Annotated in this window: 24 protein-coding genes; 10 read left to right on the top strand and 14 right to left on the bottom strand. The window is 37.6% G+C overall.

The genetic code is table 11. The features are described from left to right. Position 1: 1 nt before the first annotated feature. Entirely contained in the window at positions 2 to 1,834 is a 1,833-nt protein-coding gene (locus tag HGD76_RS10660; protein ID WP_168695763.1) for a protein kinase domain-containing protein, read from the bottom strand. Positions 1,835 to 2,000: 166 nt separating this feature from the next. Here HGD76_RS10660 and HGD76_RS10655 point away from each other — a divergent pair, with 166 nt between their 5' ends. Together HGD76_RS10655 and HGD76_RS10650 are read left to right on the top strand one after the other, a co-directional pair. Beyond that, positions 2,001 to 2,495 (top strand): hypothetical protein, encoded by a 495-nt coding sequence (locus HGD76_RS10655; protein WP_168695762.1) that lies wholly within the window; start codon positions 2,001 to 2,003, stop codon positions 2,493 to 2,495. Positions 2,496 to 2,740: 245 nt separating this feature from the next. Next, positions 2,741 to 4,309 carry a metallophosphoesterase family protein gene (locus tag HGD76_RS10650; protein ID WP_168695761.1) on the top strand — a complete coding sequence of 523 codons (1,569 nt, stop codon included), beginning with the start codon at positions 2,741 to 2,743 and terminating at the stop codon, positions 4,307 to 4,309. Positions 4,310 to 4,382: 73 nt separating this feature from the next. Here the strand turns inward: HGD76_RS10650 and HGD76_RS10645 are convergent, their stop codons facing one another. From HGD76_RS10645 to HGD76_RS10620, 6 genes are all read right to left on the bottom strand, one after another. Beyond that, the gene (locus tag HGD76_RS10645; RefSeq protein ID WP_148761787.1) at positions 4,383 to 4,661 is read right to left on the bottom strand and encodes a hypothetical protein; all 279 of its coding nucleotides are present in this window, start codon (positions 4,659 to 4,661) and stop codon (positions 4,383 to 4,385) included. 8 nt (positions 4,662 to 4,669) lie between these two features. Then, positions 4,670 to 5,116 (bottom strand): VOC family protein, encoded by a 447-nt coding sequence (locus HGD76_RS10640; protein WP_407644813.1) that lies wholly within the window; start codon positions 5,114 to 5,116, stop codon positions 4,670 to 4,672. 18 nt (positions 5,117 to 5,134) lie between these two features. Next, positions 5,135 to 5,728 carry a Uma2 family endonuclease gene (locus HGD76_RS10635; RefSeq protein WP_168695759.1) on the bottom strand — a complete coding sequence of 198 codons (594 nt, stop codon included), beginning with the start codon at positions 5,726 to 5,728 and terminating at the stop codon, positions 5,135 to 5,137. Between the two features lie 312 nt (positions 5,729 to 6,040). Continuing rightward, on the bottom strand, positions 6,041 to 7,060 hold the full coding sequence (locus tag HGD76_RS10630) for an aldo/keto reductase (protein WP_168695758.1): 1,020 nt from the start codon (positions 7,058 to 7,060) through the stop codon (positions 6,041 to 6,043). 12 nt (positions 7,061 to 7,072) lie between these two features. Further along, entirely contained in the window at positions 7,073 to 7,408 is a 336-nt protein-coding gene (petJ, locus tag HGD76_RS10625) for a cytochrome c6 PetJ (RefSeq protein ID WP_168695757.1), read from the bottom strand. Next, on the bottom strand, positions 7,405 to 7,629 hold the full coding sequence (locus tag HGD76_RS10620) for a hypothetical protein (RefSeq protein WP_168695756.1): 225 nt from the start codon (positions 7,627 to 7,629) through the stop codon (positions 7,405 to 7,407). Before HGD76_RS10620 ends, petJ begins: the two co-directional genes overlap by 4 nt. 209 nt (positions 7,630 to 7,838) lie before the next feature. Between HGD76_RS10620 and HGD76_RS10615 the strand changes: the two genes are divergently transcribed. Beyond that, positions 7,839 to 8,615, top strand: a complete 777-nt coding sequence (locus tag HGD76_RS10615) for a histidine kinase (protein WP_168695755.1) — start codon at positions 7,839 to 7,841, stop codon at positions 8,613 to 8,615. 65 nt (positions 8,616 to 8,680) lie between these two features. Here the strand turns inward: HGD76_RS10615 and HGD76_RS10610 are convergent, their stop codons facing one another. The 3 genes from HGD76_RS10610 to HGD76_RS10600 form a co-directional block, all read right to left on the bottom strand. Continuing rightward, positions 8,681 to 8,872 carry a YqaE/Pmp3 family membrane protein gene (locus tag HGD76_RS10610; protein ID WP_015078806.1) on the bottom strand — a complete coding sequence of 64 codons (192 nt, stop codon included), beginning with the start codon at positions 8,870 to 8,872 and terminating at the stop codon, positions 8,681 to 8,683. Between the two features lie 31 nt (positions 8,873 to 8,903). Next, a complete protein-coding gene (locus HGD76_RS10605) occupies positions 8,904 to 9,272 on the bottom strand; it encodes a phage holin family protein (protein WP_168695754.1) in 369 nt (122 codons plus the stop codon). Positions 9,273 to 9,417: 145 nt separating this feature from the next. Continuing rightward, on the bottom strand, positions 9,418 to 11,577 hold the full coding sequence (locus HGD76_RS10600) for a Tex family protein (protein WP_168695753.1): 2,160 nt from the start codon (positions 11,575 to 11,577) through the stop codon (positions 9,418 to 9,420). Between the two features lie 221 nt (positions 11,578 to 11,798). Between HGD76_RS10600 and HGD76_RS10595 the strand changes: the two genes are divergently transcribed. The 5 genes from HGD76_RS10595 (at position 11,799) to HGD76_RS10575 (ending at position 17,370) form a co-directional block, all read left to right on the top strand. Then, positions 11,799 to 12,011, top strand: a complete 213-nt coding sequence (locus HGD76_RS10595) for a hypothetical protein (protein WP_039202163.1) — start codon at positions 11,799 to 11,801, stop codon at positions 12,009 to 12,011. Between the two features lie 273 nt (positions 12,012 to 12,284). Next, complete coding sequence (locus tag HGD76_RS10590; RefSeq protein ID WP_199308340.1) at positions 12,285 to 13,478, top strand: AAA family ATPase; 1,194 nt, start codon at positions 12,285 to 12,287, stop codon at positions 13,476 to 13,478. Further along, on the top strand, positions 13,475 to 14,272 hold the full coding sequence (locus tag HGD76_RS10585) for a DUF4276 family protein (RefSeq protein ID WP_168695752.1): 798 nt from the start codon (positions 13,475 to 13,477) through the stop codon (positions 14,270 to 14,272). The genes HGD76_RS10590 and HGD76_RS10585 overlap by 4 nt, the downstream gene beginning before the upstream one ends. A gap of 93 nt (positions 14,273 to 14,365) precedes the next feature. Further along, complete coding sequence (locus HGD76_RS10580; RefSeq protein WP_168695751.1) at positions 14,366 to 15,838, top strand: TldD/PmbA family protein; 1,473 nt, start codon at positions 14,366 to 14,368, stop codon at positions 15,836 to 15,838. 191 nt (positions 15,839 to 16,029) lie between these two features. Then, a complete protein-coding gene (locus HGD76_RS10575; protein ID WP_168695750.1) occupies positions 16,030 to 17,370 on the top strand; it encodes a TldD/PmbA family protein in 1,341 nt (446 codons plus the stop codon). A gap of 82 nt (positions 17,371 to 17,452) precedes the next feature. Here the strand turns inward: HGD76_RS10575 and HGD76_RS10570 are convergent, their stop codons facing one another. Continuing rightward, a complete protein-coding gene (locus tag HGD76_RS10570) occupies positions 17,453 to 18,142 on the bottom strand; it encodes a hypothetical protein (protein ID WP_233467167.1) in 690 nt (229 codons plus the stop codon). A gap of 193 nt (positions 18,143 to 18,335) precedes the next feature. After that, a complete protein-coding gene (locus HGD76_RS10565) occupies positions 18,336 to 18,983 on the bottom strand; it encodes a sigma-70 family RNA polymerase sigma factor (RefSeq protein WP_015079318.1) in 648 nt (215 codons plus the stop codon). A gap of 884 nt (positions 18,984 to 19,867) precedes the next feature. Between HGD76_RS10565 and HGD76_RS10560 the strand changes: the two genes are divergently transcribed. Then, positions 19,868 to 20,050 carry a hypothetical protein gene (locus HGD76_RS10560; protein ID WP_168695748.1) on the top strand — a complete coding sequence of 61 codons (183 nt, stop codon included), beginning with the start codon at positions 19,868 to 19,870 and terminating at the stop codon, positions 20,048 to 20,050. A 274-nt stretch (positions 20,051 to 20,324) separates the two neighbouring features. Then, positions 20,325 to 20,513, top strand: coding sequence for a hypothetical protein (locus tag HGD76_RS10555; protein WP_039201479.1), 189 nt, complete (start codon positions 20,325 to 20,327; stop codon positions 20,511 to 20,513). A 269-nt stretch (positions 20,514 to 20,782) separates the two neighbouring features. On the opposite strand, the gene HGD76_RS10550 is transcribed toward HGD76_RS10555, so the two are convergent. After that, positions 20,783 to 21,694 (bottom strand): lysylphosphatidylglycerol synthase domain-containing protein, encoded by a 912-nt coding sequence (locus tag HGD76_RS10550; RefSeq protein ID WP_168695747.1) that lies wholly within the window; start codon positions 21,692 to 21,694, stop codon positions 20,783 to 20,785. Between the two features lie 54 nt (positions 21,695 to 21,748). Further along, entirely contained in the window at positions 21,749 to 23,035 is a 1,287-nt protein-coding gene (gene larC, locus HGD76_RS10545; RefSeq protein WP_168695746.1) for a nickel pincer cofactor biosynthesis protein LarC, read from the bottom strand. Positions 23,036 to 23,498: the final 463 nt, after the last annotated feature.

The raw sequence follows: 23,498 nt of genomic DNA, 5'->3' as shown, positions 1-23,498 counted from the left end.
ATCAATTTTTTGGTGTTGCTGTGGGAGTTGGTTTTTCCTGGGGTAATACTTGTTTAGCGGCATTTTCAGCAGCTTGTTTAAACATTGGTTCTAACTTATCACGCCAATATTTAATATTCGGGAGCTTTTCAGGATGATCTCGATAAGCTAAAACTTCATCCCACTTACCATTATCAATGGCTTTATTAATATCCTTAGCTAAAGCCTCAGCTTTTGCCCAATCATTCTGCCATTGATTAACAGTATCCACCGTTTCTTGAATTCCAGAAACAGCATTTCCCGAAGTTGATTTTAGCAAAGAAATTGCTCCTTGTAAATCTCCTGATTCAAATTTTTCTCTAGCTTTTGCCACCGTTTTAGATTTATCTTCAGTAGCAGCCGGAGTTGGTTTGGGTGCAGAAGTTTCCACAGCAGGTTTTTGTGAAACTTGAGGAACAGGAAGGGATGCAATTAAAGAACTATCATCTACAATTTGAATAGCTAAACCTTTATCACGTCGGCAAGAAATCCATGTTTCATTATTAGAAATAATATCAGAATGCGCCCAAGCCAAGCGACCAGATGAAAGTTTAATTTCTACCCAGCCGCGATTTGTGCGCTTACCCGTCACCTCAAATTTACTAGCTACACCCAAGGTCTTCAAAATATTATCAGAATTAATCGCACTAGGTTCAGAACGAATATTAGAATTAGCCGCAACTACAGCCAGACAATTATTTATTAATTTGGTCTTTTCTCCTGTCCAATTACCAGTTAAATTCTGTAGATTGGGATATATATTTGTAAATAAAGCCGCTACACCACCTACTAATAATATGCCAATTAATAAAGGTAAAGGATCAGGTTTATTAGATTCTTGAGGAATATATTGTTGTTGAGGGGCAGGTTGAGAAGGAACACGATTAGCGGGAGAAACCGCCATTGTTTTCTGTATAAATCTGGAAGCTAGGGGTGGTGGAGATTGATAAATAATTTGAGGAGATAGGGACGGTTGGGATAATTCTGGGGTGATATTCACCAAGTCTCGACAAGCTTGTAAGGCTTCCGTTGCTGTTTGATAGCGTTCTTTGAAATGATAACGCACCATCTTCGTTAAAATTGCGACTAACTCAGGATTAACAGGAATTAAATGCTGCCAGTTAATTTCCCCTGTATCTGGATCTTCTTGTAATTGACTAACTGGGACTCCCGTTAATGCTTGAATGGCAATAATCCCCAAAGCGTAAATATCGCTATTAGGTCTAGGCTTACCTTGTCCCTGTTCTGTAGGCATATAGCCAGGCGTGCCAATAGCTACCGTAGCCGTTTGTTGTCCGCCCACCACAACCAAAGGGGAGCGTAGTTGTTTAACTGCGCCAAAGTCTACTAAAACTAATTTATAATCAGCCTCACGGCGAATAATATTATCTGGCTTAATATCGCGGTGAATCACACCTTCTTGGTGAACAAACTCTAAAATACTCAAAATTTCCAACAGCATTTGCATAACTTGGACTTCACTCCAAGGCTGTCCGGGAATGAGTTCTTCACTCAGAGTGTGGCCGTCAATAAATTCTTGGACTAAAAAGAATTCTTGATTTTCGTCAAAATAAGCTAAAAGCCTGGGTATTTGGTCATTGTTGCTCAATTTTTCTAAAGTTTCTGCTTCGCTATTAAACAGGCGTTTAGCAGTAACAAAGATGTTAGGGTCAGAATTAGCCGGTTTCAGGTGTTTAACCACGCAGATGGGGTTGCCTGGCCGTCTGGTATCTTGGGCAATATAGGTTTGACCAAATCCCCCTGTCGCCAAGACGCGAATGACTTGGTAGCGATGATCTAGTAATTTGCCTATCATAATTTCCCTCCCCAGCTTTACAGCTTAAATTTTCCCGCTAGTAGTAAATATCTCCAAATTTCTCTTTCTGAAATCAGGTATCTTGAGAAAAGATTTAAATTAAAAGTATAGTTTTTTCATCGAACCAAATTGTTAATTTTACTATCAGTATCCATATTTACTAGCTATGCCACCTAAGATAACTAATTCTACCTCATGGCAACAAGCTGAAATCTTGATGCAACCTGCTTTTATTCGCGTGATTGATAATCTTCGCAAGCAGTTGGATATATCTGACTGGAAAGGGACTTACCAGGATGTGTTGACTTGGCCTGCTAACACTACTGATGAAACTAAAGCCTTGGTAACTCAGTTGGTGCAAGAAATGGAAACCGCAACACCAATACAAGTAGAAGAAATTAGAAAAACTCTGGCTAGTTTGCCTATGCCCCACCCGGGATATCACTTGCTTTTACAACGTCACGGGGAACAAGTCAATATAGATTTATGGGATTTGTGTTATCAAGTATGTTTTCTGAATTATAGTCCAGAGAATACAGCGGTTGATATTGATACTAGCTTAATTGATGAATATGGCGATGTGGATTGGCAATATTTAGAAAATAAAACTCAGATATTGGTGGAACAGGTTTTCGCTAGTTTACCAATATTAGGCGATTAAAAATCGCAGCTACACAAACAAAGTCCGCCTACGCGGACTAACAGGACTCACGCAAAATATCTTTCAAACCCTCATTTCTCCGTGACCTCTGTGCCTCTGTGGTTCGTTATTCTTGTACCGTAATATAAGTCCTAACTAATTTAACCTTAAATCCTGGACATCTTGATAGCGTAGCGTGGCGTATGACTCCTACGTCGTCACGCAAGCTATAGCCATTTCTGACAAAATACTCATTAATATTTCCTATGAGATTGATTTCTGAACCACCAATTGCGATCAAAATTCAAAAGATGAAACAACGGGTGCGGTGGCAGCATTCGAGTATTCTACAGCAGGGCATTGACCAAACCTGCATGGTGATAGATGATGGCAACTCAGACAGTCCAGAATTTTCGTTTATGGTGATGGGTGATACTGGGACTAAATCCCATTCTGGCCACCATCCCCAACGAGAAGTTGCCAAAATGATGTTAAATCATGGTGATGATTGCCGGTTTGTGCTGCACACTGGTGATGTGATTTATATGGTGGGTTCTCGTGAATATTACCCAGCCAATTTTATTGAACCTTATCGGGAATTTTTGGTGGGCGGTAATCAACCCCAAGATATCACTTATGATCAAATGGTATTTAAGTTGCCAATTTTACCAGTATTGGGGAATCATGATTACTATGATGTGCCTTTATTGTATCGGTTGCTGACTGGTCCAACTTTGCCTTTGCGGCGAATGTTTCGTTATAAAGATATTGAAATTGGTTGGCATGGATCAAATCAAGGTGATGCTTATGCTAGAGCATTTTTAGATTATTTGGCGGAAGTTTCTCCAGCGGAGTTAGAACAGCATTTAAAACAGCATTACACCGCTAAAACTGGTATGGGTCGGTGTTTGCGTTATCAACCGGGAAGTTTTACGCGTTTACCTAATCGCTATTATAATTTTTGTTACGGTGGGATTGACTTTTTTGCCTTAGATTCTAATACTTTCAATACTCCAGATCCTTTACCTCATAACCAAGCTGGGGATAATTTTCGTCGGGAACTAGAAACCCGTCGTCAGGAAATTGATCAAGAAGAATTACGGATGTTGACGGAGTTTGACAAGCTGAATCCCGAAAAACCTGATCAAGCGGAATTATTGGCGGAACTTGGTGCTAAATTAGACCAAATCAATGAAGTGAAAATTGATATTGAAAAGCAATTGGCATCTCACACCAATACTAATGTTGATTTTGAACAATTGGCGTGGTTAAGAGATAGATTAATTGCATCTTGGCATAATTCCGCAGTCAGGGGACGGGTAATATTTTTACACCATCCACCTTATGTTACAGAAGGAAGTAAATGGAATCAAGGACAGACTTTAGCTGTCCGTCATCGTTTACGGGAGGTTTTCGATGAGGTGGCGAAAAGTTTAGGTAATCTCACTCAGGAACGCCCGGTAGTAGATATAGTATTTAGCGGACACGCCCATTGTTTAGAACATTTGCGGACAGTTAATACAGGACACGCAGACTCTCATACTAATTATATTATTTCTGGTGGTAGTGGTCGCGGTCCTCGTCGTCAACGCCAAGAAGGGGGAGAATTAATGGAAACCTTTACCAGCAATAATGATCTTTCCATTCGCAAGGTTGCAGATTCGCTGTTGTATGTGGGACGGAGTGGTAGCGGTTTTGAGAGTAAAAAACCTTATTCTTGTGTGCGGGTGGATGTGTTGGAGGGTTTTCCGGCTAAGTTTATGATCACACCTTTAGTTACAGAGTTAGTTGAGGGTAAATGGTGCGAACGTCAATTAAAACCTTTGATAATTTAATCTTTGTATTTGTAGTGATATCCTAGGTGAAAAACCGCAGATTAATTCAGTCCTGCGGTTATTAACGAAAACTCTAGGCTTGAGGAATCAAATTGGTGGTTTTATTCACATTATCCCAAACTATCCAGTTGATATTATTGGCTAAATCATCGGCTTGATTGGTAACTTTAAAATAGAATTTGTCACCGTTTTTAAACTGCACAGCAAAATCAGCATTTTGGGCAAAAACAACTATAAAACCCCTATCCCGTAAGCAATACATTGCCCAATTTTTTAAGGATTGTTTCTGGGGTTCGTGGGGAATTGGTGGATTAGCAATTACGTCTGCAATGACTTTTAAAATTTTTTCCATTTTTGGATTTAATCAGGATCACAACGAATTTCTATCATAAACCCATCGGGGTCATAAAAGTACACTCCTCTACCAGTAGGACGAGTAACAGGTCCATAAGCAATAACTAAATTATTTTCTGTAATTACTGCTAATGCTTGGTCAAATAATTCTGGATCAATATCAAAGGCTAAATGATATGCTCTGGTAAAGAACTTACTGGGATCTGGATTTGGTGGTAATAATTCTGGTTCTCCAAATAAGTCTATAATTGTGCCGTCGGGAGTGATGAAATTAGCGACTTTACCAGCATTGACAAGTTCTATTAATGTGGCAGGTACTTCTTCTCCTGTGAGTTCGTGTAAGCCTAAAATCTGACCATAAAAATGGCGAGAGGCTGCCATATTTTGGACGTTAAAGGCGATATGATGAACTTTGCGAAGGTAGCCAGTGGGAATACTTTTTTGAGAAATCATCATCCCGAAATTTAGAATCTATGGATTTAAAATTATCTGCAAATTGAGAATAAAGCCCGGTAAAATATCTTCACCAGAAAGTATTGGTGGGTTGTCAACATCAAAGTTCAAAACTTCTACATCTTTTCCGTAACGATAAATTTCTACCGAGGGGGTTTGTGGATCAATTAACCAACCTAAAAGTGCGCCATTATTTTGGTATTCTCGCATTTTAGTGCGTAATTTTTCTAAACTATCAGTTTCCGAGCGCAATTCAATCACAAAATCAGGACAAAGGGGGGGAAACCGTTTTTTTTCTTCTTTACTTAATGCCTCCCAACGTGCTAGTTTTACCCAAGCTGCATCAGGACAGCGATAAGCACCACTAGGTAATTTAAACTCTGTAGAAGAATCAAATACTTTACCTAATTTAGTTTGACGATTCCATACACCCAGTTCTATATTAATATCTGAGTTCCTAATTACGCTTTCTCCACCTGTGGGGGGCATAATAATTAATTCTCCGGTTTGGGTAAGTTCTAATTGCCAAGGTTCGTTGGCAATGCAAAGTTGATAAAACTGCTCATCTGTTAAATTTACTGCGGGAGGTATGTTTAAGGTGAGGGTTTCCATAGGTTTTGCTTCAAGAGGCTAGTTTTATTATCAGATAAAATTCATGAAAATTCAGAAAAATTTAGGTTAGGCGATCGCTAAAATTGGCCCCAATGATATAGTACAATACCGATCCAATACTGCTCGGTTAGGCCTCGAAACGAAACCCAACGAAATCCTTGGTAATGTTGGGTTTCGCTGTCGCTCAACCCAACCTACATTTCCTTAACTATTTCTTCCTTTGCGTCTTTGCTTCTTTGCGTCTTTGCGCGAAACTTCAATAAAAATCATTGTAAAAATGGTGGGTTAAGCTGTAATTAACCCACCCTAAAACTACCTCCTATATTCATCCCCACAATCACCAATTAACTGATACAAATCCCGTGACTGTTGAGAAACTGCATCTATTTTCCCTATATCCTCAGCATCTAAATTAAAACCAAACACCTTAGCATTATCTGACAAATGTTCCGCAATTCCTAATCTAGCACCGACAATTACACCCCCGACTGCTGGCTGATTTAAAATGTAATTTACAGCCACATTAGCAACACTAACTTGATGTTTATCAGCGATTTGTTTGAGAGTATATAGTAACTCTTGAAATAACCTCCAACCACCCCAATTAGCAATCATTTGTTTGTATTTTCTCAAGCTAGTGGTGTTGATTCCTGAGCTTTTTGGTTCTGGGTTACTCAAATATTTTTCTGATAATAAACCACCGCAAACACTACCATAGGCAAATATTTTGATATTATGATCTTGACAGAATTTAACCATATTTACTTGTGGTCTTCTGTCAACTAAGGAAAACTGGACTTGATTAGAAACAATCTTGATTCCTGCTTCGGTGATAATTTGCAAATGTTCCGTATCAAAATTAGTTAAAGCTAAATGTTTGATCTTACCCTCATCTTGCAATTCTGCCATATATTTGAGAGCATCTAAATAATTAGAGTCTCCATATTCCCACCAATGGAACTGCATTAAATCTAATGATTTAACATCCATTCTTCTCAAAGAAACATCAATATTGTCCTCGACCAGTTTTTTTGTCATCTTCCCCGCACGAGGAACCCATTTTGTAAAAGCTTGAATATTATTTGCAGCTTCTTCTCCACGAGTTGCTATGAGTTGACGACGAAACTCACCAATAAAATCTTCTGCTGGTCCATAATGATCTGCTAAATCCCAGGTTGTAAAACCAGCATCTACATATTGAAACATGGACTCAATAGCAGTTGTGGGGTTAATGCGTCCATGTCCTCCCGAAACTTGCCACATTCCATTTAAAATTCGGCAAATTTTCAAATCGGGGGTAAATTGTAAATAGCTTTCTTGAGGTAACATCATATTTTTATCTTGTTATTTCCAGTCTTTTTCTGCTTGTTCCAAAACATAAGCCGCAACTTTTTGAATTTCTTCTGTTGTCAATCTTTCTTTATAAGCTGACATATTATTTTTACCATTAGTAACAATGGTTGTAATCGCTGCTAAAGAATCCATTCCATATTTTTTAAGGGCATTCTTTTTGAGGTTTTTACCCCGTCTAATAATGTTTCCTCCATTAACATGACAACCAGCACAATGGAAACTAAAAATTTCCGCACCATTTCCTGTATCTAAAGCATTAGCAGGTAAGGTAAAATTGATAGTCCACAGGCAAAATGTGCATAATATCAATATTATTACCTTTTTCATAAAGCTTCAAAATCAGAAATGAAGCCGACAAATTTTGTACATTCTTCTTGAAAAGATTCGGCTTCGCTAACATCTTCAATTTTATAAGACATGATGCGTTTTCCATCTGGCATTTTTTTAGAACCAATCAATTCAGCTTGGTAATTTACTACCATTTTCTTAAATTCAACACCGTACACTTTCCAAGCTTCACCATCACAAGTGATATTTACCTGCCACATAATTAGAATCTAGTTATTGAACAATATTGATTATTTCATAAATTGGCAACATTTAACTAACAAAATCAAAAATTCAGGGATATTGTGATTAATGTACTTTAAACTACCTGGAGATAGATATGATTTTATATCTTTAGAGGGTGTTAATAGTAAAAATATTTCGCCATACTGAATGTAAGTGTTGTATGAGATTTGCATTTAATATGACCATGAATAAAAACGTTAAAGAACAAATTCAATTAGATTTACGCCAAGCTCAAGAAACAGGACAATTAAAATCTGAACGGATTCGGGAAATTGTGAAATCTGCTATTTCTCAAGTAGGTTCTGAATTTCAAGAAGGTTCTCATGAATTGCGTAATTTAGTTAATGATGCTGTTTCTACCGTCGTTGATAATTTGCAAGAAAAAGGTAGTGAATTTAAAGAAGGAGTGGTAGCTTCAATTGAAGGTGCTATGGAAGCTATAAGTCTGAAAAAACACTCAGATATTGTCAAAACCCAAACCGAAATTAAGCAGCTACAAGCTCAATTAGATCGGGAAGAAGAAGAACTACAAGCAGAAATTGAAGGAATTTTAACCAAGATAGTCGAAACGAGTCAAGATAAATCAGCAGATACAAAAATTGCGATTGATTCAGCAATTGATTCTATCAAAGATAGTGAAGAAATCGGATTATTAAAGAAACGCTATGCACAATTACAAGCACAATCAGCAATTGTCAGAGCAAATTTATCTGCACGTTATAGTGGAAGTGATCAAGAGGTACAGGATTATTTAAATGAAGCAAAACAATGGTGTGATAAATCCCATCCCAAAGCAGAATCTATCACAGCACAAGTAAAAGAAAGTTACTCAGTTCTAGAAAAAAAATTGACAGATGCAGGTGCAGTTATAGCAAAGAAAGAACGTCAATTAAAACAAACTTTACGCGAGTTACTTTTAGCAACGGCTGATTTATTCAAAGATAAAGATATTCGTGCTTAAAGACTAACTATCCTTTAGATCCCCGACTTCTTAGAGAAGTCGGGGATCTTGTTATTGTTACATACTTAATAAGTACCTTCCTCTCTATTCATATTTTCTTCATGCTTGACAATTACCCAAACTGCATGAATGCTACCAGGAAGCCAACCCAGCAAAGTCAGCAAAATGTTAATTAACAAAGTTGGACCAAATCCAACTGTGAGAAAAACTCCCAAGGGGGGTAAAAATAACCCGATAAGTATCCGTAATAAGTTCATGGATATTTCCTAGTTTTTAAATTGGGTTTACCTATTGACTATCTTGTAATTCAAAACCTTTTTCTGCGAAGTATTTACTGAGAAAGGTATTAGCTAAAGAAAGAACTACAGGACCGAGAATAAAAGCGATTAATCCTTGAACTTGAAAACCTGGAACTAAAACTGATGCTAACCAAAAGCAAATTCCGTTAACAATGAGGGAAAAACCCCCCAATGTCAGATATGTCAAAGGTAAAGACAAGATATTAATAGTTGGTTTAATTCCACTATTAATTAAACCAATCACAACCGCAGCAATTAAAGCTGCGGGGAAATTAGCAATATCTACACCAGGAACAACTAAATCAACAATCAGCAAACTTAAAGCTGTAGCGAGTGCGATGAAAAAATATGACAACATTTTTTACCTCAGTAACAGCATTCTCTGTGCTAATCCTATTTTCAAAGATAGATTCATGTTTGACATCTTTTCTTGGGTATAATTCTTATCTATCTGAGGTTAGAGTTAGTTTTTTTCACGCCCAGTCGCAGAGTCTCAGAGAGAATTATTGTTTGATTCCTTTCATTGATAAGCTTATGCGTTTGAGTTTTTCGTTGATTTCTAAAACTTGCACTTTAACGACTTGTCCAACTTTCACAATTTTTTTCGGATCATCTACAAATCTATCAGCAAGTTGGGAAATATGCACTAAACCATCTTGATGGACTCCAATATCAACGAAAGCACCGAAGTTAGCAACGTTGGTAATGATTCCTTCTAGTTGCATTCCGACGGTTAGATCTTTAATTTCTTTGATTCCTTCTTTAAAGGTAGCATATTTAAATTCAGCACGAGGATCTCTGCCTGGTTTTTCTAATTCGCTGAGAATGTCGCGCAGGGTTGGTTCTCCAATGGTTTCGGTAACGTATTTTTTGATGTTGGCTTTTTTGAGGTTTTCTGCAACTTGTGTCACTTGATTTAAGGATACTCCTAAATCAGCCGCGATAGATTGTACCAAAGAGTAACTTTCTGGATGAACTGCAGTATTATCTAAGGGGTTTTCACCACCACGAATTCTTAAAAACCCTGCTGCTTGTTCAAAGGCTTTAGGTCCTAATTTTGCTACTTTCAAAAGTTGACGACGATTTTTAAATGCGCCATTTTGGTTACGATAGGCAATAATATTATTAGCTATGGTGGGGGTAATTCCCGAAACAAAGGTGAGAAGTTCTTTGGAAGCAGTATTTAAGTCTACACCCACATAGTTAACGCAACTTTCGACGGTTTCATCTAATTTCTTTTTCAGTAATTTTTGATCAACGTCATGTTGATATTGTCCGACACCAATTGATTTAGGATCTATTTTAACTAGTTCTGCTAAAGGATCTTGTAATCTTCTCCCAATACTAATTGCACCCCGCACGGTAATATCTAAATCGGGAAATTCTTCTCTAGCTACGTCGCTGGCAGAATATATAGATGCACCAGATTCATTTACCACAACTTTAACTGGTTTATGGGCTATATTTGGTAATATTTCGGCTACAAATTTTTCTGTTTCCCGTGACGCTGTACCGTTACCAATAGCGATTAATTGAATTTGGTATTTTTCAAGTAATTTTTTAATAGTTTGGGCGGCTTTTTGTCGTTGTTCTGCTGCTTGGTGGGGAAAGACAGCTTGATATTCTAAAAATTGCCCAGTTTCATCTAATATAGCGACTTTACACCCGGTTCTAAAACCTGGATCTATAGCCATTGTCGGTTTCATTCCTGCTGGTGCGGATAATAGCAATTCTCGTAAATTGGTTTCAAAAGTTTTGATTGATTCTATGTCAGCAAAGGTTTTTTTCTCGTTTGTTACTTCGCTAATTAAGGAAGTTTTCATCAAGCGGTTAAAACTATCTTTTAACATGACTTGATAAAAATCTCGAATATTGCGAACTTTAGTTTTTATTTCTTGAGATTCTAAATAACTCAGCACAAAATCTTCATCATAAGCAACTTCAAAACTGAGAATTTTTTCATCTTCTCCTCGACATAAGGCCAACAGATTATGAGGGGCAATATTTTTGACTCTAATCTGATAATTTCGGTACATTTCAAATTTAGTTGTCCCTTCAGGATGTTCGTCTTTAATCCGAGAAATAAATACCCCATTTTCTAACAGATAATCGCGGATATATGCGCGTGATTCTGCTTTTTCTGCTACTTCTTCAGCTAAAATATCAGACGCACCTTTTAAAGCTTCATCTGCGCTTTTTACTCCCAAGGTTTCCGAAATATACTTTGCTGATTCTGCCTCTAAAGATGCGGAAATACCATTTTTAACATTTAGGGATTTAATAAATGTAGCCAGTGCTTCTAGCCCTTTTTCTCTGGCAATGGTAGCGCGTGTCCGACGTTTAGGACGATAGGGTAAATATAAATCTTCCAGTTCGGTTTTTTGTAAACAGAATGCTATTTTTGCTTGTAGTTCTGGAGTAAGTTTATCTTGTTGAGCGATCGCACTCACAATTACTTTTTTTCTTTCTTCTAACTCCGTTAAGTAATTATGCCTATCTTGTAAATCCCGTAATTGCACTTCATCCATTTCATCAGTGCGTTCTTTACGGTAACGCGCAATAAAGGGAATTGTTGCCCCTTCTGCTAAGAGTTCTAGCGCATTTTGTACTTGGTGGGGTTTAAGTTTTAGTTCAGTTGCGAGGAGTTGGGAAATGTTCAACATTGGATATTTAAATTGAAAGTGTTAAGTTGATTCCAGCACGAATAGATAGTGTTAACTTAATTTAGCAAATAATGGCATCATTTGAGAATAGCTAATTTCATCACTTGAGAATAAATTTGTTGCCATTTTGTCTTACTTAAGTATAATGTTAATAACGTTCTTGAAGAAGGTTAAAATCTACTGGTATTAAACAGTAGCTCGTAGTTTGGAGATTAGTGAAAATGCCTTTATTTTTCTTAATAACATTAGTTACAGGTGTAATGACTGGCTATCTCTTCCAAAGAAATGATGATGAAATCACCAATATTGCAGGTGTGTTCACAGCCGTCATTTTTATTGTAAGTTTAGTGTTATCACCTTGGCAAATTCAGTTTGGTATGTTAATGTTTGTGGTCATTGTCAGTAACAAACTGCTGAATAAAAATTGGTTTTAAATCAATTTTCGCAATATTTAGAAACAAAATACAGTCAAGTCGGCAATTATCCACCCTCGATAAAATAATCATTGAGGGGAAGGAGGGTGTTGATAGTTGGATAAAAGATATCATAGTCAAAATCAGATAATTTGCTTTGCCGATTTTATTGGTACAATAGAGCTTGCATTTAAATAATATCATTAATCCTGGACATCGGATAAATTGTCAACAATTTTAATAGTTGGTGTAAACTACATCCAGGCATCCACCTTGTTGAAGTAAAATTTTATCATGCTGAATAAACTCAATCATTTACACATCAAGAACTTCCGCTCCCTGGCAGATGTTTATATTACACCTGATTCCCTCAATATTCTCTTTGGTCCCAATGGAGCGGGAAAATCAACATTTCTAGATACAATCTGGTTTATTAGAGATTGTGCAATTAGAGGTGTTGATTCAGCTTCCTCGTTTAGAGATCATGGAATTGGTATTCTTTGGGATGGCGCAAGTGAAATAGATAATATATTAATTGAAATAGAAGATGAATCAACTAAATATGAAGTTTCATTTGGTTTATCTTCAGGGAGAATTGAAGCTTTTGCTGGTGAGAAATTAGTTAATAAAGTTAATAATCAATTACTTATTAATAGAACCATAGGTAGTGATAAAGCAACATTTTATCAATTTATGGGAGAAGATGAAACTACTATCACTCTCAGAGAACCTGAAAAACTTGCCCTAACTAGCTATGTAGCCTTTGGGAAAGGTGATGGTGCTGCATCAGAGTTAGACAAATTACTTCGTGCTGCACGTTCTTATCATTTAAGAGGTGCTTCTCTATTTCATCTGAGAAGAGCCGGTTCAGAATCAGAACCTGGTGATAGATTACAAGATAGATGTGAAAATTTATGGTCTGTTTTGAGAAACTTACATGATAGACAAGTAATTGATGATAGATACGACACAATTATGAAATTTATGCGGGAAAGTTTCCCAGCTTTCGATGGTTTATATTTTGAGCAAACTGGCAGAAATACAGTTTATGCAAATTTTTTAGATAAAAGACGACGTAAACCAATTCAAGCTTCAGGAGTATCTGACGGATATATTCAAATGCTTATTAATCTCACGGCTTTATTTTCTGAAAAACCTAATGGTTATTCATTAATCTTACTAGATGAACCTGATATATCTCTTCATCCTTGGGCATTAGCGGTTTTCTCTAAAGCAGTGAAACTGGCTACAGAAAAATTGAATAAACAAGTATTTATTGCCACTCATTCACCAGTTTTAATTAGTCAATTTGAACCACAAAATATATGGGCTACGGAACTTGATAAAAATGGTCAAACTGTGATGAAACGGGTTAGCGAAATAACAGATATTCAAGATTTGTTAGAAGAATATGCTACAGGTTCATTATATATGGCTGAAATGATTGCCCCCCAAAGTCAGTCTGATGCTGAGGAATTAAGTCAATGAATGGAGAAAATAATAATAGCCAGCCATGCTATTTTTTTGAATTTGGATTATTTGTGACAGGTGAAACTGAAGAAGAGCATCTACCAAGCTTATTGAAAAATCTCATTAATCTTGGTATATGTAAAGTTATAGTCAAAGAACGTATTCCACAACTTTCGCCTATAACTTCCAAAAAAAGACTGGGTAAAATAGCCGGAAGTAACAACAAAATAACTACTAAAGAAGAGGACAAAATTGTATTTCCTGCTAGAAAATATTTATCTGAAAATCCATGTAGATATCTATTGCTAATAGATGATTTAGAAAATGATCGAGCTAGTCAATCACAGCAAGTATTTGAAAGATATCGCAATGCTTTAGATACTTGTTTAAGTCAAGAACAAAAAAATCGGGCTTCAGTTCATTTTTTAGCAAACATGATTGAAGCCTACTACTTCGCTGATTCTCACGCAATCAATAAAGCTCTAGGAACTTCTTTAGAAGATAATTCAGAAGATGTTGAAACTATTCCCCACCCTAAAAATGAATTAAAAAGGATATATGCTGGATTTGATGAAAAAGAAGATGGTAGAAAAATACTAAAACTACTTAGAGTTGAACACATTTTATCTCGTCCTGATACCTGTGCATATCTGAGAACTTTATTTTATTGGTGCTACCAAGTTTTGCAAAAATACCCAGATCCAGAAATTTTAGAACCATTCCAGGCTGAACAATATCACTTTCGTGGTGGCATCTTAAGTGAGGTCACAAAACAACAATTAGACAATATGGCGGAAAACCCTACAGCCTAACTGCCAACAACAGCTTTCATAGATTTGTTAGACTGAACACACCAGGATTATTTCAGTTACATCTATAGATAACGCCAGCAGACGAGGCACTTCATGCTTACAAATACCCTACTTCTCTCAAATCAACTTCCCAGTTTACAATACTCATCCACCACAGAACGCTTCGATGACACTTGGGAAGCCCCCCTGGCAACCCTTTTGGGACTAGGACGCGCCGCCGGGGCAGATTTTGTGGAATACTTCTTAGAACGTCGCAACTACATCAGTTGTTTAGCCGAAGAAGACACCATCACCAGCATTTCCCCCAGTTTAGCTACCGGTGCAGGAGTGCGAGTATTTCGCGGCAAAGCTGACTGCTACGTTAGCACCAATAACCTCACATTTGCCGGTTTAAAAGCTGCTTTAGAAAAAGCCCTTTCCATCTTAGGCTTACAACTACCTGGTCCCACTGGTTTCATCCCCGAAATCAACCTAGAATTACTCAGAGACTACGCCACAAAACGCGGTAAAGACGGTTGGCTACCCTTGTGTAGTTCTATCAGCGAAATGGGAGAAGTCCTCCTTGATGGTACAGCCCAACTGAATAAAAAAGCTACCCACGTCCAATCCCGCCGCGCTTCCTACTTCCGTGATTGGCAAGAAGTATTAGTTGCTGCCAGTGACGGCACATTTGCCCGTGATATCCGCCTCACCCAATCCGTTGGGTTTAACCTACTTTGTGCTGACGGTGCTAACCGTGCCTCCATTGGCGAACGTGCTGGTAACACCAGTGACGCTAACTTCCTGAGAACCTGGGATTATCAACAAGCCTCCGAACAAATCGCCGAATCAGCCGGTAAAATGCTTTATGCAGATTACGTAGAATCAGGAACTTACCCCATTATTATGGCTAATCATTTTGGCGGTGTAATTTTCCACGAAGCCTGTGGACACCTTTTAGAAACCACTCAAATTGAACACAAAACCACACCATTTGCCGATAAAAAAGGTGAGAAAATCGCCCATGAAAGCCTGACTGCTTGGGATGAAGGACGCACTGATAACGCCTTTGGGACTATTGATATGGACGATGAAGGAATGCCCGCTCAAAGAACATTATTAATTGAAAAAGGCATTCTCAAAAACTTCCTAGCTGATAGAACCGGTTCAGTGCGGACTGGACACCCCAGAACAGGTAGTGGCCGCCGTCAAAATTATACATTTGCTGCCGCTAGTCGGATGCGAAATACATATATTGATTGTGGTGAACACACAACAGAAGACCTATTTGCCTCCGTTGATAAAGGCATTTACTGTAAGAAAATGGGTGGCGGCAGTGTCGGCGCAACAGGTCAATTTAACTTTAGCGTTGATGAAGCTTACTTAATAGAAAATGGCAAAATTACCAAACCATTAAAAGGTGCTACTCTCATCGGTGAAGCTAAGGAAATCATGAATAAAATCTCCCTATGTTCTCAAGATTTAGAATTAGCTCCCGGCTTTTGTGGTTCTGTTAGTGGCAGTATTTATACAACTGTTGGACAACCCCACATTAAGGTTGACTCTATTACCGTTGGTGGCAGATAAAAACCAATACGGTTTAGTTAAATTTAGAACTCTTTGTGAAAGTCATTTTTTAAACGAACCACAGAGGCACAGAGGACACAGAGAGAAGAAAAAATTTTTAACTAAACTGTATTGAGCTAAAAACAGATAAACCATATTATCCGCGTTTATCTGCGTTCATCTGTGTTCAAAATTCAAAAATTAATTCAATCATGTCTAACATTCAAGAAATCGCAACCTACGCTCAAGAAAATGCTGCCAAACTTGGCATTAAAAAATTCGATATTTATGGCTCAACTGTAGATGATACCAGCGTTCAAGTTGACCAAGGTGAACCCAAACAAGTCAAAGCTTCCAATCGTTCTGGGGTGACAGTTAGAGTTTGGAATGAAGAAAATACAATGGGTGTTACTAGCACCACAGATGTAGATCCTCAAGGATTAGAATTAGCTTTAAAAACTGCTTACGAAGCCAGCTTTTTTGGGGTGAAAGAAAATGTTCCTGATTTTAGTCCAGAAGCAACTATTCCTATTCCTAATACACATCAGAAAAAAGCCCTGCAAGCACCTGTTTCTGAACTAATAGAAAAACTATTAGTAGCAGAAAAAGAATTAATGGCAAAACATCCTGCGATTACAAGTGTGCCTTATAATGGTTTAGCACAAAGAGATATTGACAGATTTTATCTCAATAGTGATGGTGCTGTGAGAACTGAATCTCATTCTTTAGCTTCTATTTATTTGTACAGCAAAACTGAAGAGGAAAATAAAAAACCCCGCAGTGCTGGTGCTTATCGAGTTAAGGAAAGTGTAGCCGATTTAGATATTGCAGGTTGTATTCAAGAAACTGCTGATAAAACCATCAGTCATTTGCATTATGAAAAAATCAAAACTGGTAAATATCAAGTAGTTTTCTCTGCTGAAGCTTTTTTAAGTTTGTTGGGGGCTTTTTCCAATTTATTTAACGCCCAAAGTATTCTGGATAATCAAAGTTTATCAAAAACTGATGATATCGGTAAAGAACTGGCTTCACCTTTACTTTCAGTTTATGATGATGCTTTACACCCCGCTAATATTGGGGCTGAAAGTTTTGATGGTGAAGGTACTCCCACCCGGCAAATTAAGTTAATAGAAAAGGGCATTTTAACTAGCTTTTTGCATAGTGCGGGAACTGCAAAACGGTTAAATGCTCAACCTACAGGTAATGCTAGTATTGGGGCAAAAGTCAGTGTCAGTCCTAATTTTTATCACGTTTTTGCAGCAGGAACTCCTGAGAAAGAATTGAGTTTAGAAACTGCGGAAAATGTGATTTTAATTGATGATTTACAAGCTCTCCATGCGGGTGTTAAGGCTTTACAAGGTTCTTTTTCTTTGCCTTTTGATGGTTGGTTAGTTAACAAAGGTGAGAAAACCAGTATTGAGTCTGCAACGGTAGCTGGGGATTTCTTGGAACTTTTGAAATCAATTGTTTATGTAGAAAAAGAAGTTGAGTTAACACCAGCAGGAGTTGCACCGAGAGTTTGGGTGAGTGAACTTTCTATTACTGGAGATTAATATCTTTTTTCACTCTGTGCGTCTCCATGAATCTGTTGAAAACATGAAAATTTCTCCAAAACTTTGACATCATGGCCTCAAATTAATCAATTTGAGGCTTTTCATTGACATCGAACTTAGTCCAGGTTCTATCAATTTGCAGGTCTTGTTCTAGTTGCAATGCTTCATTTAATACTGCATTGGTGAAGTTTATACTTTTCAAGTAAGTTTGGCAAGCTGCCACTGGTACTGTCAAGACATCACTCCAGGCTTGTTCTGCTTTGTGAAAATCTTGAATCTTTAAGCTATTTGCAGAAGATAAGCTACTATTTATTAAACCTAATTCCTGGATTTCTGATATTACTGATGCTTCTTTACCTAACCCATAATGATAGTCTCTAATGGTCAGGAGACAGTCATAAATTTGGCGTGATAGTCTGTTACCAACTGGCTGTAGCAAGTTACAAGCTAACGCTGGGATAATGTGCCATGTTTCAGCTAATAAATCTCGTTCTAGTCCAGATATTTTCGCAGGAATTAGCAAATCTACATCACTGAGAAAATCTGTTTCTCCTGATAGCAACATGACAGAAAAAATTAGCCACTCCTCATTTGTATCTAGAATTGCTTCAGGTTCTTTGACAATCATTACATAGCGCGGTGGTGAGTTGCCTGCCAAAAAACTTTGTGCTGAGGAAGAGTAAAAAGTCTCTTGTTCTTGACTTGAGAATTTTAGAGGACTTCTTACTAAGCGACTCACTTCCCAAATTTCTCCAGGTTGTGGGATTGGCATATTAGACGCTTGCCTGTTTAAAAATGTGGATTTACTCAAGTTTACACGCATATATTTAGTTTCCCGACAAAAATTAACAATGAGCCGGGATTCTGGGTGTAGTCGCATCCAATCCCATATATTATGTAACGTTCGGACGCTTCTAAATATCAGGATTTACTCTCATTTCAATCAATTTGAGTATTTTATTCACTTACCACTGCTTTGTTGAACGATTGTATTCTCTCTTTTGCTGGCGATTTTCTTGCAGTTTGCCCTTGAAATCTTCAACTTTAAGTAGTCCTAAAGAATCAGCAATCCGTCCTAAAAGTTCCTGCCATCGTTTGGATATTTCACTCTGACTAACTCTCAATTCTCCAGCTAGTTGAGTTTGTGTTTTTCCATCAATTTTACCTTGCCATAATTTCAGATAGTTTTGGCGTGGATATTGTTGATCTAGTTGATAAATTTTCTCTATCGCTTTAAGAATTAAATCTGCCCTTTCTGTTGCTTCCAAAATATTAAATTCATCAGTAATTGTATCTAACAGGGCTATATCTGTTCCAGGGATATTGCAATCTAAACTTTGGCATTTTCGCAGATTTTCTTGACGGACAAAATCAATAATCGCACAGCGGGCTACTGTAGCAGCCCAGCGATAAAATTCTTCTAATCCTCCTTCTCTAAACTTTCCAGATTGCAGACCCTGAAATATTTTCAAATGGGCATTTTGAACGGCATCTTCCCAAGATATGCCTGTACCCCTAGTATATTTGTTAGCAATTTTTTTTAATCTCTGGCGATAGTTTGAGTCAAGCCAAGTCTCTGAAGAATAAGACCATGATTCCTGCGCTGATAACATACAATATGTCCTTGATAGATAGGCTATTAACTAGGCAACAAATAGTCTTTCCAATGTGCAAATTGCTGAATAACAGGATTATTTTTGTGATAATTGGAGCGTAAATTCAATTTACTTGAATAACGCTTTCATCAACAAATATGGAAATTCAGCATTTATACTTTTTTCTCAAATAAGGAAATGTAGAGAATGTTGATTAACACTATATAAATTTATGGGTTTGAAACCAAATCTTTTTTCTCTATATTTTCTTATTTACATTCCATGTCTCACACTAACTGCATAGACGGGTCGCAGCTTGGTCATCATAAAATATTCGATGATTGCAATTACCCGGATTTGATATCACCGCATATTTTTATTTCGATTCTTCCTATTTAAGTCTCAATGCCAATCTATTCAACATCGTCTAAACAGTAGAGATAGAATTTATCTTTTTTTATTACTCTAGATAGAGGAAAAATCTAAAATTTATAATTATGCAACAGAAAAAAATATAGGAATTCTTGATTGATAAAAACCTAAATACCATTACTTGCGCTTGCTCAATACCTATTCAGCAAGGCTTCCAAATTTTCTTGCCAACTTCGGAATATTTTGTTTTGGGAGTTCGTTATAGAAAGTAAGGACAGTTCACCATCAAGTTCACAAAGAGGCAAGGAAGTTTGAGCATTAGTGAATATTTTACTTTGGCTCTAAACTACACCTGCTAGTGAAGCTATCCTCCGGGATGTTGTTTCCTAGTTTTCAAATTCTTGAGCGTCTTTTTAACTGTGAAATTTAACTTTTTTCGTGAACTGTGCGAGCAATGTGTGTACCTTTCTGCTTGAGAAAAGTGCCACTTCATTCTTGGACTTCATTCTGTTAATTAAGGAAAAAACATCATGCAAGTTATCGAAAATAATGAATTGTTTAGCGAATTGTCTAATGAAGAATCTGCTGAGATGAATGGTGGTGCTGGTGCTGCTCAAGGAGCTAATGCGGTCGCCGTGTTCTTGACAGCTAACGGTGGTGTGCCGCTAACCCCTGCTCAAGGTGTTCTAGCATCAATAACAACATTGGCATAATCGCTCTGTAGCCTTTCATTCATTTGTTCTATCAAATGAAGTGAATAATGCGCCCCAGATTCCCAGAAATTCAAGCAGATACTCGCTACTTCAAAGTGAGGTGGGCGCATTTCTTAAACTTAGTAAAACCATAGACAATTTCCTCCTTAAATGTTCACTTCCCTACCCCTCAATTAATTTTTTCATAAGTTTTTCGGAAACTTTTCAGAGAGTAGGGGAGTGAATAATTACTTGGTTTTCTGATTAGATGTGCCTAATTAAGAAGAACACAATTATGTCAAAAATTAATAATCTCGAACATAAGGAACTGTTTACTGAACTCTCTTTGGAAGAATCCGCTACTGTTAGTGGTGGTGATGCTGCTGCTGCTGCTACCGCCCTCGCTGGATTCTTAGCTGCCAACGGTTCAGCACGTCTAACTCCTGCTCAAGCAGTGATGGTTATAGCAACAGCATTAGTATAATTTCTCTCTATTTAGGAATATTTAACTCTTGCAAAATAGCTATTTTGACTCACTTAAATATAAAGCCTCACTTACTATAAACTTCTCTGGCTGAACAAATTTTGCTTTGCTTATTTGTTTGTCAGGGAACTTTTATATCAAGCCTGATATCTTCACTCATTCCCTCATTGCCTTTCTAATTGTCCTTCTAGTATTTGCCCGATTTTATTTCACCAAAATTATAACATCAAATCTCGGTGACTCCTAAATGAGCATAGATATAAAATTGATTAAATCCTTTCAAATAGCCAAGCTAGGGCTGCTCCGGTGGTTTCTGCTAAGATACTAATGAGACGATAAAGAGCGATCGCACTAATCACCAAAGCCGCCGGAAAATGATATTGTAACAGTAACATCGCTGTGGTTTCAAATACTCCTAAACCACCAGGCGCACCAGGAACAACTAGCCCCAATACCCAAGCACAACTAAAAGCCCCCACTAATAAGGGTATTTGCTCCCAATTTACAGAAGTTAACGCCATTATAGTTAATATAAATCCAGCAGCCCGCAACCCTAAAAAAACTAATTCTCCTAATAATGGTTTCACCGGATAGCGTTTAATTATAAAAATATCAATTAGCTGATTTTCTCCATCAGGTTTTTTATTTTTCCAACGATCTAAAAGTTGAATAACTGGATTTAAAAATCTGGGATCAAGTACACCTAAGACAATTATTAAAGCTAAAAATTGGAGAATAATTAAATTAAAATTCATACTATTAACAATAAGTTGACTACCAAATAAAACAATAATAATTAAAGCTGCTGCTAACATTAATAGTGGTTCTAACAAAACACTTAAAGTGGCAATATTTGTAGGTACATTAGCATTTTTAGCCGCTATAATTCGCCCATAATAATGCCAGACATTCCCAGGTAAATATTTAGCAATATTCGTTTTTAAATAAACTTGGATAAACTCAATAGCAGATACAGATTGATTTAACTCCCTGAGTACCCAAGTCCAAATCCAACCTGCCCAAATATGTGCCAATAAAGTTACACTTGTAGCAGTTGCTAATATTAACCATCCGGTAATATTAATCCGAATAGCACTAACTCCTAACCAATTATCTTTTAACGCTTTCAATAAAAAAAACAGCGTTCCACCCAAAATCAACCACCGGATAATTTTCTTCATTTTAAAAGGATTTAGATCCCCGACTTCTTAGAGAAGTCGGGGATCTTGTTTTTGTTAATTTTGATTTTGCAAATACCAACTTTCTAACGCCAAACGATGAACTTCTCGCCAAGGAATATTATTTTTTCGTGCTAATTCTGCACAATCTTCATATTCTGGCTGCACATTAGTAATTACCTTTTCTGTAGCTGTTCCTGTCCATGCCACTTTTACCGATATTGTTCCATAAATAGTGTCTACATTTTGCATTTCTCGTTGTAAAATTGACCGTTTTTGAGTAGTACGACGAATCCCCAAAGTGCTAGTTTCTCGAAATAACACATCCTCACAACTAGCTAACTTTTCAGGATGACAAATCACAGTTAATAAAATTCCAGTTCGTGACTTTTTCATCCCTATGGGTTGAGTAAAAACATCCACCGCACCCGCAGCAAATAAAGCCTCAAACACATAACCGAATACTTGAGGATTTAAATCATCTATTTGAGTTTCGAGGACAGTAATAGTTTCTAGATTTGGAGAATATTCCCCTAAATCAGAGTTATCAGTCTGTAAAGATTCATTTTCACCGTACCAGAGCCGTAGTATATTAGAAATGGGTAAATCTAGAGAACCCGCCCCTAATCCTATCTGTTTGATAGTCATTGGTGGTGGTGAACCGAAGTCTTGTACTAAGGTAGTAGCGATCGCCGCCCCCGTTGGTGTTACCAATTCTCTGTCAATACCATTGCTATAAACTGGACAACCCCGCATTTCCCACAACTTTAACACCGCTGGTACTGGTACAGCCATTCTTCCATGTGCCGCATTAACAGTACCACCTCCAGTTGGAAATGCAGAACAGTATAGCAAAGGCAAACCCTGGCGATCGCTATCAATACCCAACCAATCCAACCCTAAGCAAGTACCAACAATATCCACAATGGCATCCACAGCCCCCACTTCATGAAAATGAACTTTTTCCGGTGCGATGCCATGAACAGCCCCCTCTGCCACTGCCAACTGTCGGAAAACAGCTAAACTCCAAGCTTCCGCCCGCACTGGCAAATTCCCCTTGAGAATCATCTCCTCTATTTCTGGCAAATGACGGGTGTGGTGGTGATCATGTTCATTATGAGAATGATGATGGTGGTGATGAGAAACCAAATCCACATCAACCTTAGTCGCTTGTTGACCTTGACGGTGAACCAATTCCGCCCGTAATCGGTATTCTGCCTCAATTCCCAAGCCATTGAGTTTTTCCACCAAATACTCCACAGGCACACCGAGACTGACTAACGCCCCCAAGCACATATCACCAGAAATCCCTGTTGGGCATTGAAGATAAGCGATTTTATTCATAAATTTATTTGTTAGTTGTTAGTAGGGGCGAAGCATTTGGAAGATAAATTATCGGTCATTGCCAAAAATAGTTCTCTAAATGCTTCGCCCGTACAGTTGTTAGTTGTCAGTAGGGGCGAAGCATTTGGAAGATAAATTATCGGTCATTGCCAAAAATAGTTCTCTAAATGCTTCGCCCGTACAGTTGTTAGTTGTCAGTAGGGGCGAAGCATTTGGAAGATAAATTATCGGTCATTGCCAAAAATAGTTCTCTAAATGCTTCGCCCGTACAGTTGTTAGTTGTTAGTAGGGGCGAAGCATTTGGAAGATAAATTATCGGTCATTGCCAAAAATAGTTCTCCAAATGCTTCGCCCGTACAGTTGTCAGTAGGGGCGAAGCATTTGGAAGATAAATTATCGGTCATTACCAAAAATAGTTCTCTAAATGCTTCGCCCGTACAGTTGTCAGTGGTAAAACTATTAC

Source organism: Dolichospermum flos-aquae CCAP 1403/13F (assembly GCF_012516395.1).
Taxonomy (GTDB): Bacteria; Cyanobacteriota; Cyanobacteriia; order Cyanobacteriales; family Nostocaceae; genus Dolichospermum; species Dolichospermum lemmermannii.
The sequence above is the reverse complement of the archived record's forward strand: the minus strand, read 5'-3'. Positions and strand labels throughout refer to the sequence as shown.